Origin of the sequence: Pseudomonas sp. (assembly GCF_026224925.1) — a bacterium.
Lineage (GTDB): Bacteria > Pseudomonadota > Gammaproteobacteria > Pseudomonadales > Pseudomonadaceae > Aquipseudomonas.
The window spans coordinates 1-10,321 of the sequence record NZ_JAMFRV010000066.1 but is presented as its reverse complement, the minus strand read 5'-3'; the positions used below and the strand labels follow the sequence as shown (position 1 = coordinate 10,321).

The 10,321-nt window shown below is 58.8% G+C and carries 14 protein-coding genes; 9 read left to right on the top strand and 5 right to left on the bottom strand.

Annotated elements, in window-relative coordinates; all coding sequences use genetic code 11:
* The 3 genes from M0974_RS02925 to M0974_RS02915 form a co-directional block, all read right to left on the bottom strand.
* A partial coding sequence (locus M0974_RS02925; protein WP_297832532.1) for an ABC transporter permease occupies positions 1–927 on the bottom strand: 927 nt, incomplete at its 3' end.
* 1 nt (position 928) lies between these two features.
* The gene (locus tag M0974_RS02920) at positions 929–1,639 is read right to left on the bottom strand and encodes an ABC transporter ATP-binding protein (RefSeq protein WP_297832529.1); all 711 of its coding nucleotides are present in this window, start codon (positions 1,637–1,639) and stop codon (positions 929–931) included.
* 22 nt (positions 1,640–1,661) lie between these two features.
* The gene (locus M0974_RS02915; RefSeq protein ID WP_297832526.1) at positions 1,662–2,249 is read right to left on the bottom strand and encodes a DUF2796 domain-containing protein; all 588 of its coding nucleotides are present in this window, start codon (positions 2,247–2,249) and stop codon (positions 1,662–1,664) included.
* 222 nt (positions 2,250–2,471) lie between these two features.
* Here M0974_RS02915 and M0974_RS02910 point away from each other — a divergent pair, with 222 nt between their 5' ends.
* Positions 2,472–2,825, top strand: a complete 354-nt coding sequence (locus M0974_RS02910; RefSeq protein ID WP_297832523.1) for a hypothetical protein — start codon at positions 2,472–2,474, stop codon at positions 2,823–2,825.
* On the opposite strand, the gene trxA is transcribed toward M0974_RS02910, so the two are convergent.
* Together trxA and M0974_RS02900 are read right to left on the bottom strand one after the other, a co-directional pair.
* Entirely contained in the window at positions 2,822–3,694 is an 873-nt protein-coding gene (gene trxA, locus M0974_RS02905; protein WP_297832520.1) for a thioredoxin, read from the bottom strand. The genes M0974_RS02910 and trxA overlap by 4 nt on opposite strands.
* A 190-nt stretch (positions 3,695–3,884) precedes the next feature.
* The gene (locus M0974_RS02900) at positions 3,885–4,343 is read right to left on the bottom strand and encodes a YbaY family lipoprotein (RefSeq protein WP_297832517.1); all 459 of its coding nucleotides are present in this window, start codon (positions 4,341–4,343) and stop codon (positions 3,885–3,887) included.
* A gap of 219 nt (positions 4,344–4,562) precedes the next feature.
* Between M0974_RS02900 and nrdR the strand changes: the two genes are divergently transcribed.
* The 8 genes from nrdR to M0974_RS02860 form a co-directional block, all read left to right on the top strand.
* Positions 4,563–5,027 (top strand): transcriptional regulator NrdR, encoded by a 465-nt coding sequence (gene nrdR, locus M0974_RS02895; protein ID WP_297832514.1) that lies wholly within the window; start codon positions 4,563–4,565, stop codon positions 5,025–5,027.
* Positions 5,024–6,154, top strand: coding sequence for a bifunctional diaminohydroxyphosphoribosylaminopyrimidine deaminase/5-amino-6-(5-phosphoribosylamino)uracil reductase RibD (ribD, locus tag M0974_RS02890; protein ID WP_297832511.1), 1,131 nt, complete (start codon positions 5,024–5,026; stop codon positions 6,152–6,154). The genes nrdR and ribD overlap by 4 nt, the downstream gene beginning before the upstream one ends.
* A gap of 33 nt (positions 6,155–6,187) precedes the next feature.
* Positions 6,188–6,856 (top strand): riboflavin synthase, encoded by a 669-nt coding sequence (locus M0974_RS02885; protein ID WP_297832507.1) that lies wholly within the window; start codon positions 6,188–6,190, stop codon positions 6,854–6,856.
* 16 nt (positions 6,857–6,872) lie between these two features.
* Positions 6,873–7,964 carry a bifunctional 3,4-dihydroxy-2-butanone-4-phosphate synthase/GTP cyclohydrolase II gene (ribBA, locus tag M0974_RS02880; RefSeq protein ID WP_297832505.1) on the top strand — a complete coding sequence of 364 codons (1,092 nt, stop codon included), beginning with the start codon at positions 6,873–6,875 and terminating at the stop codon, positions 7,962–7,964.
* 131 nt (positions 7,965–8,095) lie between these two features.
* Positions 8,096–8,572, top strand: coding sequence for a 6,7-dimethyl-8-ribityllumazine synthase (gene ribE, locus M0974_RS02875; protein ID WP_297832501.1), 477 nt, complete (start codon positions 8,096–8,098; stop codon positions 8,570–8,572).
* Positions 8,569–9,069, top strand: coding sequence for a transcription antitermination factor NusB (nusB, locus tag M0974_RS02870; protein ID WP_297832498.1), 501 nt, complete (start codon positions 8,569–8,571; stop codon positions 9,067–9,069). The genes ribE and nusB overlap by 4 nt, the downstream gene beginning before the upstream one ends.
* Positions 9,070–9,082: 13 nt before the next feature.
* Positions 9,083–10,048, top strand: a complete 966-nt coding sequence (gene thiL, locus M0974_RS02865) for a thiamine-phosphate kinase (RefSeq protein ID WP_297832495.1) — start codon at positions 9,083–9,085, stop codon at positions 10,046–10,048.
* Positions 10,045–10,321, top strand: a 277-nt coding sequence (locus M0974_RS02860; protein ID WP_297832494.1) for a phosphatidylglycerophosphatase A, incomplete at its 3' end; no start/stop codon positions are given. The genes thiL and M0974_RS02860, both read left to right, overlap by 4 nt.

The window sequence follows — 10,321 nt, the reverse complement described above, 5'->3', positions numbered from 1 at the left end:
GGTGAGCATGCCAATCAGCCCGGTCACCACCACGAACAGCGAAATAATGAACAACGCTTGTTCGGCCGTGCTCATCAGGCTCCACAGCTCCTGCAACGCAACGCCGGGCAAAATCGCCAGCATCGGCTCGCCACGAAATTCATTGATATCTCGCTGCACGGCAAAGGTTGCGATCTTGTTGTTCAAACCCAACATAAACGCGGTTATCGCGGTCGGTGTCAGGTCCATGTTGCGCGCTTGGTCGGCACTGATGCGCCCGGCGCCATGGGCGGGAACGCCGTTGTGCCAATCGATATGGATCGCTTCCATGCCGCCAAGGCTGATGTGCAACGTACGGTCTACGGGCGTGCCGGTACGTTTGAGAATCCCAACCACGGTGAAGGGTTTGTCGTCGTGTTTGACCAGGCTAACCACTGCAACGCCGTGGGCTAACACTAGCTTATCGCCCAATTTGTATTTCAACGCATCGGCGACTTCGGCCCCTAGCACCACTTCAAACGGATCAGCCTTGAACGGTCGGCCGGTGGCCAATTCCAGGTTCTGCTGATGGCCGTACTGGTAATGCTCGAAATAGGCTTCGTTGGTGCCCATCACCCGATAACCGCGGTGCGAATCGCCCAGGGAAATCGGGATCGCCCACTTCACATGAGGGTCATTGGCGAAATGCTCAAAGCTGTCCCAGCGAATATTGTTGGTAGCGTTGCCGATGCGGAACACCGAATACAGCAGCAAGTTGATCGAGCCTGAACGCGCGCCAACGATAAGGTCAGTGCCGCTGATAGTGCTGGCGAAACTGGCCCGAGCTTCGGTACGCACCCGCTCGACTGCCAGCAACAGGCAGACCGACAAGGCGATGGCGAACGCCGTCAGAAACGCGGTGAAACGACGGTTAGCCAGACTGGCCATGGCTAGACGAAACAAATACATCTCAAACCTCTGCGGCGACGGCGGCGCGATTGAGTTCGGACAGCGATAAGTTGCGGTCGAACAGTGGCGCCAGGCTTTGATCGTGGCTGACGAACAGCAGGCTGGCACCGGCTTCCTGACATTCCGCGAACAGCAGGCGGATAAATGCCTCGCGGGCGTCGGCGTCCAGTGCGGAGGTCGGTTCGTCAGCGATCACCAGTTCCGGTTGACCGATCAGTGCCCGGGCAGCAGCGACCCGTTGCTGCTGGCCGATAGACAACGAGTCTGCCCGCCGACTCAGCAGCGCTGTGTCTTTCAAGCCCAAATGCGCAAGCAAGGTCGCTGCGGCCTGATCGACACTGCCATGGCGCTGGGTCGCCCGTGCGGCGCGCAGTTTGGAGAAGTGACACGGCAGCTCGACGTTTTCCCGTACCGAGAGAAACGGCAGCAAATTGAACTGTTGGAAAATATACCCGGTGTGATCAACCCGAAAACGGTCGCGAGCGCCGGCCGACAGTTCTGTCAGCTCTTGACCCAGCAGGCGGATACTGCCCCGGTTGGGTTTCTGCACGCCGCCCAATAACCCGAGCAGCGTGGTTTTGCCGCTGCCACTCGGGCCCTTGAGGAACAAGGTTTCACCGGGCTCCAGGCGAAACGCCGGGATGTCCAGCAACGGCGGGTGACCTGGCCAGCTAAAGCCAAGGTCGGACAGCTCGATAAGTGCTTGGGTCATTGGGGTCGCGTTCACCGGGTTATCAGAACTTCAGCGTGGCGTTGTCAGGCGTTGCTTCAGTGCCATATTGGCCACTCGGAGCGATCAGTTGTACTTGAATCTTGTGGGTGCCGGGGAATGTCTTGAAGATTTGCGACAGGTCGAGGCTTTTCAGCGCTGAAGGGGTTTCGCAGACAAACACGTAATGCGCGTGGATCTCGCTGTGATGATGCTCTTCGCCTGCTTCACCCTTGTCATTGGCGTGGTTGTCGTCGTCATGATCATCGTCAGCTTCAGGCTTGTCACCGAACAACGGGCTTTGCAGTTTTTGTGTGGTCACCGCGCATTTGGCAGCCAGCGGAAGGTTGAACAGCGCTTGAGACTTCAGCAACAGCTCGCGTGCATTGGCGACTGTGGCCTTGTCAGCTGCAGTGCTGGCGTCGTGCTCAAAACCGACGATATTCATCGATGGGCTGTCCAGTTCGAACTCCAACGAGCGGCCGTCCAGTGCAATATCCAACCGCGCAACGCCGTGCTCATGGGCGCCGAGGCTTCCGTGCTCGACTTCAGCTGCATGGGCGACGGCCAGTGGAAGCAGAGCAAAAGGCAGGGCAAGTAGCAGACGACGCATGGGGAAGCTCCGGACGCAGAGGGTATTAATTCGTTATGTGATCTTATAACAATTGTCCGGTGCCGTGCGATCGCTTCCCGAATAAATCGGTCCCACGGATAATATGCGATCCTCTGTGGGACCGAATTTATTCGGGAAGGCAATAACGCGGTTCTCAAGGCGGATCGCAATCGCAGCCTTCGGCAGCTCCTACAGGGGTCTTTATTTCATAGGGAGACAAGCATGTTGCGTATCCGTGGAACCATTGGCGAGTGGCCGGTGGACCTGACACTTGAGTTGGACGAAGGCGACTGGGCGCAGTTGGGTGCGCAACTCGGTTCACAGTTGCAGGCGACCAAGCCAGCAGGCGCGGTGCCAGCGTCGGCCCCGGTCAGTCAGGACCAAGCCATCTGGCAAGTCGCTAAAGACTTGCTGCGCAAGGCCGGGCAGATGAGTGGGCCGGATTTGCTCAGTGAGCTTGAGGCGTTGACCGGCAGCACCGCAGCGGGCAAACGCCTGTTGGTACGTTTACGCCACAGTGCCGACGTCAAAGTGGTGAGCGGCGCCGATGCGCCGCTGTACAGCTGGGTCAGTTAGTACAGCGCGGCAAACAGTTTGCGACGGTACATGGTGACCAGCGGGTGATCGTTGCCTAGCAGGTCGAACACTTGCAGCAGGGTTTTGTGCGCCAGACCTTCGGCATAGTTGCGATTGCGGATGAACAGCTTCATCAAGCCATCCAGCGCGGCTTCGTATTGCTGGCGCGACAATTGTTGAATCGCCAGTTGATGGGCCGCTTCATCGTCTTGTGGGTCTTTGGCCAGGCGGGTTTTCAGATCGGCAACGTCCGGCAAGTTTGCCGCTTCGCGGAGGAACGTCAACTGCGCCTTGGCACCGGCCAGCGCGGCTTTGTGCTGATCACCCGTCACGGCATCGAGTACAGCACCGGCTTCTACCAGTTCGCCGCGTTCGGCAAGGCAGCGTGCGTAAAGAATCAACGCAGCAGCATGGGTGTTGTCCTCGCCGAGCAGGTGCTTCAAGACGGCTTCGGCATCAGCAATGCTGCCTTCGGCGAAGAGCAATTGCGCTTGCTCAAACGGATCAGCGGCCACCTGCGGCGGCAGTTGCACGTGGGGTTCGAGAATCGCCCGAATCGCCGACTCCGGTTGCGCACCGGTAAACCCGTCCACTGGTTGGCCGTCCTTGAACAGCACCACGGTCGGCAAGCTGCGGATACCAAAGCGCGCGACGATGTCTTGTTCAGCGTCGCAATCGACCTTAGCCAGCAGCAACTCGCCCTGATATTCGTCAGCTATTTTCGTCAGCATCGGCATCAGCACTTTGCAGGGCGCACACCATTCAGCCCAAAAATCCACCAGCACGGGCCGATGGAACGAGCTCTCGATGACCAACTGGTCGAAGGTCGCAGTGGTTGCGTCGAAAATGTATGGGGTGTCCTGGCTCATCGCTAATCTCGAAAAAGGCATTCAATGGCGCAACTATATCACCGCGAAAACGTACCGAGGGGCTGCCGGGATTTTCTGTGGGGGCGAATTCATTCGCGAAGGCCGCAACGAGGTGCATCAGACAAACCGCGTCGTTTGCTTCCCGAATGAATTCGGCCCCACAGGGGATTTGTGTTGGTGAGGTCTGTGATTACGGTGCAACAACCAACTGCAAAGCCCCCAGCGCTTGGGTGGTGCCTTGTTCGATACGCAGCGATGGCAGGTGCAAGATCAATTGGCCGGACTGGCTGGCCCGGCCGCGCAGCTCAACGCGGGCGCCGACGGGGAAGGATTCCGGGTTGAAACGCAGCTGAAACGGCAATGGCTGATTGGTGCCGTTCAACGTGGTGTTAGCCAGCAAGCGTTGCGGGCGACCTTTGTCATCAATGACCAGTAACGCCAATTCCACCAGCGCGCCGGCAGGCGCACCCACCAATTGACCGCTCAATTCGCGCTGGTGAGCGGGCAATGGACCCAAGCCTTCCTGCACTTTAGCCGGGGCGGCTTGCTGAACTGCTGCTTTGGCCGCGACAGGATTTTTCGGTGCTTCGCTGCTGCAAGCGGCCAACAAGCCAACAAGGCTCAGCAAAACAAGCGGTCGTAGCGACATGAACAGCTCCAACAAAACAAAATCCGGGGAGAGGCGGCAAGAGGTGCAGTATTGCCCAAACGGGTGATTTTCACACGGGCCGCCGCGCGTCTATATACCGTAAAGCCCAAGACTTGTCGCGCCGCTAAAGCGCCCGGCGACGGGCCGCATTTTTTCCACGCTGGAAATAAATGAAGACTCGCCCTACCATGAGCCTCCCTTTTTTTGTTGCCTGCCACCATGCACTGTCCCTTCTGCGGTGCCAATGACACCAAAGTCATCGACTCACGCCTTGTTGCCGAAGGCGAGCAAGTTCGCCGCCGCCGGGAATGCCTGGCCTGCGGCGAGCGTTTTACGACGTTTGAAACCGCCGAGCTGGTGCTGCCGCGCCTGATCAAGCAAGACGGCAGTCGTCAGCCCTTCGACGAAGAAAAGTTACGGGCCGGTATGCAACGCGCCCTGGAAAAGCGTCCAGTCAGCGTTGAGCGCCTTGAAGCCGCGTTGGCGCACATCAAGCACAAGCTGCGAGCGACCGGCGAGCGTGAAGTGAAGTCCTTGGTGGTGGGTGAACTGGTAATGGGCGAGTTGCAGAAGCTCGACGAAGTGGCCTACATCCGCTTTGCTTCGGTATATCGACGTTTTCAGGACCTCAATGAATTCCGCGAAGAGATCGACCGTCTCGCCCGCGAACCGGTGAAAGAATGAGCCTACCTTCGACTGAACAGAGCGCCCTCGACCGCCATTACATGGCCCGCGCGCTGGAACTCGCACGCAAAGGCATCTATACCGCGCACCCCAACCCGCGAGTCGGCTGCGTCATCGTCCGTGACGGTCAGATTGTTGGCGAGGGCTGGCACGTTCGCGCCGGCCAACCCCACGCCGAAGTGCATGCCCTGCGCCAAGCCGGCGATAAAGCCCGCGACGCCACCGCTTACGTCACCCTTGAACCGTGCAGCCACCACGGGCGTACGCCGCCGTGTGCCGATGCATTGGTCGATGCCGGTGTCGCGCGGGTCGTTGCGGCGATGCAAGACCCTAACCCGGACGTTGCAGGCAAAGGCTTGCTGCGCCTGATGACGGCGGGTATTGCAGTACAAAGCGGCGTGCTGGAAAGCGATGCGCGTGCGCTCAATAAGGGTTTCTTGAAACGTATGGAGCACGGCCTGCCGTACGTGCGGGTTAAGTTAGCGATGAGCCTCGACGGGCGCACGGCCATGGCCAGCGGTGAAAGCAAATGGATCACCGGCCCGGCTGCACGATCTGCGGTGCAGCGATTACGCGCACAATCGAGCGTGGTATTGACTGGCGCCGACACGGTACTGGCCGACGGCGCACGCCTGACGGTTCGCCCGGACGAGCTTGGCCTAGATGCCGAGCTAACTGCCCTGGCCCTGACTCGCCCGCCTTTGCGCGTGTTGATCGACGGCCGGCTGCGAGTGCCCCTTGATGCGCCGTTCTTCCAGGCCGGCAACACGCTGGTGGTGACCTGCGCTGCGGCCTCGGCGCGTGAGCATTACCTTGCCGAAGGCCACGAAATGTTAGCGCTGGCCAACAGTGCCGGTCAGGTCGATTTACACAAATTGATGGTCGAGTTGGCCGCGCGTGGCGTCAATGACGTGCTGGTCGAGGCAGGTCCTGCGTTGGCGGGTGCATTTACCCGGCTCGGCTTGGTCGATGAGTTTCAGATTTTTGTCGCGGGCAAGTTTTTGGGTTCTTCTGCGCGTCCGCTGCTTGATTTGCCTTTGGCGAAGATGAGCGAAGCGCTGGAACTAAAAATTATTGAGATGCGTGCTGTCGGTGAGGATTGGCGAGTGATCGCCGTTCCTGCCTGAACAACCGCTCATATTATTCTTCTGGAGGAACCCATGTTTACCGGCATTATCGAATCCATTGGCAGTATCCGTGCGCTGACCCCAAAAGGCGGCGATATCCGTGTTCATGTGGCCACCGGCAAACTTGATCTCGGCGACGTCAAACTAGGCGACAGCATTGCGGTCAATGGCGTTTGCCTGACCGCAGTTGAGCTGCCGGGCGACGGCTTTTGGGCTGACGTCAGCCGCGAAACCCTTGATTGCACCGCATTTGATGACCTGAAAACCGGCAGCCCGGTGAACCTTGAAAAAGCACTGACGCCCACTACGCGTCTCGGCGGCCATTTGGTCAGCGGGCATGTCGACGGTGTTGGCGAAGTGATCGCGCGCGAGGAAAACGCCCGCGCCATCCAGTTTCGCATTCGCGCACCGCGTGAACTGGCCAAATACATCTCGCACAAAGGCTCGATCACCGTTGATGGCACCAGCCTGACCGTGAACGCCGTCAATGGCGCTGAATTCGATCTGACTATCGTCCCGCACACACTGGCCGAAACCATCATGGCCGAGTACAAACCGGGACGTCGGGTCAACCTGGAAGTGGACTTGCTGGCGCGTTATCTGGAGCGTCTGTTGTTGGGCGATAAGGCCGCAGAGCCAAACGTTGCATCAGGCGGCATTACCGAAAGTTTTCTAGCCTCCAATGGCTACCTCAAATCCTGATTAAAGGGGGTGCCTTGTGGCGCTCAACAGCATTGAAGAACTGGTTGAAGATATTCGCCAGGGCAAAATGGTCATCCTCATGGATGACGAAGACCGTGAGAACGAAGGTGACTTGATCATGGCCGCCGAGTGCGTTCATGCCAAAGACATCAACTTTATGGCTAAGTACGCCCGTGGCCTGATTTGCATGCCCATGAGCCGCGAGCGCTGCGAAACCCTCAAGCTGCCGTTGATGGCGCCGCGTAATGGTTCCGGCTTTGGCACCAAGTTCACCGTGTCCATCGAAGCAGCCGAAGGTGTGACCACCGGTATTTCCGCTGCCGACCGCGCCCGTACGGTACAGGTCGCTGCGTTCAAGGATGCCAAGGCCGAAGACATTGTCAGCCCTGGCCATATCTTCCCGTTGATGTCCCAGGCCGGTGGCACTCTTGCACGCGCCGGCCACACCGAAGCCGCTTGCGACTTGGCGAGAATGGCCGGCTTTGAGCCCAGCGGCTTGATCTGCGAAGTCATGAACGACGACGGCACCATGGCTCGTCGTCCTGAACTGGAAGTGTTTGCTGCTGAACACGGGATCAAAATCGGCACCATCGCTGACTTGATTCACTATCGGATGATTCACGAGCGTACCGTTCAGCGGATCGCAGAACAGCCGATGGACAGTGAATTGGGCCAGTTCAACATGGTGACCTACCGCGATTCGGTTGAAGGCGACGTCCATCTGGCGTTGACCCTCGGCAAAATTTGCGCGGAAGAGCCGACCTTGGTTCGGGTGCATAACATGGACCCGTTACGCGATCTATTGATGGTCAAGCAGCCCGGCCGCTGGAGCCTACGTGCGGCAATGGCTGCCGTGGCCGAGGCGGGTAGCGGGGTTGTGCTGTTGTTGGGTCATCCAGTGGATGGCGATGCATTGCTGGCGCACATCCGCGAAACCGCAGAGAACGCAGTAGTCAAAACCCCCACGACGTACAGCATCGTCGGGGCCGGTTCGCAGATCCTTCGCGACTTGGGCGTGCGCAAAATGCGCTTGATGAGTTCGCCAATGAAGTTCAATGCGATATCCGGTTTCGATCTGGAAGTTGTAGAATACGTGCCCTCCGAATAACGACCGGCTGGGCAGCGCCTGAATATCCACTGGATTTCACGTTTTCTGCCCAACAGTCTGCAGTTGGTGGCCTAAAATCCCTTAAAGCACGCCGATTGGGCGTGCTTGCTCTTTAAGATGAGACACACCCAATGACCCTGAAGACCATCGAAGGTACCTTCATCGCTCCCCAAGGCCGTTACGCCTTGGTGGTTGGCCGCTTTAACAGCTTCGTCGTCGAAAGTCTGGTAAGCGGTGCCGTTGATGCCTTGGTTCGCCATGGTGTGAGCGAAAGCAACATCACTATCATCCGCGCGCCGGGTGCCTTCGAAATTCCGCTGGTGGTGCAGAAAGTTGCCCAACGTAGCGAGTACGCAGCCATCATCGCCTTGGGCGCAGTCATTCGTGGCGGCACACCGCACTTCGAATACGTCGCTGGCGAATGCGTCAAAGGCCTGTCTCAGGTTTCCATGGAATTCGGCGTGCCGGTCTCGTTTGGCGTACTGACCGTCGACTCGATTGAACAAGCCATTGAACGTTCTGGCACCAAAGCCGGCAACAAGGGCGCTGAAGCTGCCTTGTGCGCCATTGAGATGGTCAGCTTGTTGGCAGCGTTGGAGGCCAAATGATTTCCGACGATACCGACCAGTTCAACCCCCGCGACGCCAAAGATCCAGAAGCCGCCAAGGGTAAAAGTGCCAAGCGCCGCGAAGCGCGTCAGCTCGCGACCCAAGCCCTGTACCAGTGGCACATGGCAGGTCACTCGCTGAACGAAATCGAAGCGCAGTTTCGCGTCGATAACGATTTCAGCAACGTAGACGCTACGTACTTCCAAGAGCTGCTGCACGGCGTTCCAACTAACAAGACCGCGATCGATACTGCCCTCGCGCCTTGCCTGGACATCACCATCGAAGAACTCGACCCGGTTGAACTGGCTATCCTGCGTCTGTCGACGTACGAGCTGCTCAAGCGTGTCGATGTGCCTTACCGCGTTGTGATCAACGAAGGTATCGAGCTGGCGAAAGTCTACGGCTCGACTGACGGCCACAAGTTCGTCAATGGCGTGCTGGACAAATTGGCTCCGCGCTTGCGCGAAGCCGAGGTGAAGGCTCACAAGCGTTCTTGAACGCCTGATCGCCATGGATGAATTCGCGCTGATCCGCAAATACTTCGCCGCTGCGCCCTGTGCACAGGCGGGCGAGGGTGTTGCTTTGGGGATCGGCGACGACTGCGCCCTGCTAACGTTGCCGCCCGGTGAACAGTTGGCAATCTCTACCGACACGCTGGTTGCTGGCGTGCATTTCCCTGACCTCTGCGACCCGTTTCTGTTGGGCCAACGCGCACTTGCGGTCTCCGCCAGCGATTTGGCTGCAATGGGCGCGACTCCGCTCGCGTTTACCCTCGCCCTGACCTTACCCACTGTCGATGCCGACTGGTTACAGGCTTTCGCCCAAGGTTTGGACCTGATGGCGCAACGCTGCTCGTTGCGGCTGGTGGGGGGCGACACCACGCGTGGGCCTTTAAGCCTGACGATGACGGTGTTTGGTCGTGTGCCTGCGGGTCTGGCGTTAACGCGAGGCGGCGCTCAAGTCGGCGATCTGCTGTGCGTCGGGGGCCTGTTGGGTGAGGGTGCCGGTGCATTGCCGCTGGTACTGAACCAGCGCACGGCCGAGGCGTCTATCACCGAGGCATTGCTGGCGCGCTATTGGTCGCCGCAACCACAGTTGGCGCTAGGGCTGGCTTTACGTGGTAGAGCCACGGCCGCACTGGATATCTCCGATGGGTTATTGGCTGATTGCGGGCACATTGCTGCGGCGTCCAACGTACGGCTGGTGATTGAGCAAGATGCGTTGCCGTTGTCCGCAGCGCTTTTGGCATTTCTCGGGTTGGAGGCTGCACGCGAAGCGGCGCTCAGTGGCGGTGACGACTATGTGCTGGCGTTCACGATGCCCGAATCGCAATTGGCTGGTTTGCGCGCTGCCGGTTCATCCGTGCATGTGATCGGCCGGGTAGAAGCGGGGCAGGGCGTTTGTCTGGTCGACGCCGACGGAACAGATGTCACGCCATTGGCGCGTGGCTACCAACATTTTCAGGATATTCAGTGACAAGTTCTTCTAAAAAGACCGCAGGGCAGCGGGTGCCACCGACAGTCTGGACGAACCCTTGGCATTTCCTGGCGTTCGGTTTTGGCTCCGGAACCTTGCCCAAAGCGCCTGGCACTTGGGGTTCTTTAGTCGCATTACCGTTTATTCCGCTGTGGCAAATGCTGCCCGACTGGGGTTATTGGCTGATGCTTGGCATCACCATGCTGTTCGGCTTTTGGCTGTGCGGTAAGGTCGCCGATGATCTGCGGGTGCATGATCACGAGGGCATTGTCT

What these genes read in the sequence shown, in the direction of transcription:
- M0974_RS02920 (WP_297832529.1), bottom strand. Translation starts at nt 1,639, where the DNA reads ATGACCCAAGCACTTATCGAGCTGTCCGACCTTGGCTTTAGCTGGCCA.
- M0974_RS02915 (WP_297832526.1), bottom strand. Translation starts at nt 2,249, where the DNA reads ATGCGTCGTCTGCTACTTGCCCTGCCTTTTGCTCTGCTTCCACTGGCC.
- M0974_RS02910 (WP_297832523.1), top strand. Translation starts at nt 2,472, where the DNA reads ATGTTGCGTATCCGTGGAACCATTGGCGAGTGGCCGGTGGACCTGACA.
- trxA (WP_297832520.1), bottom strand. Translation starts at nt 3,694, where the DNA reads ATGAGCCAGGACACCCCATACATTTTCGACGCAACCACTGCGACCTTC.
- M0974_RS02900 (WP_297832517.1), bottom strand. Translation starts at nt 4,343, where the DNA reads ATGTCGCTACGACCGCTTGTTTTGCTGAGCCTTGTTGGCTTGTTGGCC.
- nrdR (WP_297832514.1), top strand. Translation starts at nt 4,563, where the DNA reads ATGCACTGTCCCTTCTGCGGTGCCAATGACACCAAAGTCATCGACTCA.
- ribD (WP_297832511.1), top strand. Translation starts at nt 5,024, where the DNA reads ATGAGCCTACCTTCGACTGAACAGAGCGCCCTCGACCGCCATTACATG.
- M0974_RS02885 (WP_297832507.1), top strand. Translation starts at nt 6,188, where the DNA reads ATGTTTACCGGCATTATCGAATCCATTGGCAGTATCCGTGCGCTGACC.
- ribE (WP_297832501.1), top strand. Translation starts at nt 8,096, where the DNA reads ATGACCCTGAAGACCATCGAAGGTACCTTCATCGCTCCCCAAGGCCGT.
- nusB (WP_297832498.1), top strand. Translation starts at nt 8,569, where the DNA reads ATGATTTCCGACGATACCGACCAGTTCAACCCCCGCGACGCCAAAGAT.
- thiL (WP_297832495.1), top strand. Translation starts at nt 9,083, where the DNA reads ATGGATGAATTCGCGCTGATCCGCAAATACTTCGCCGCTGCGCCCTGT.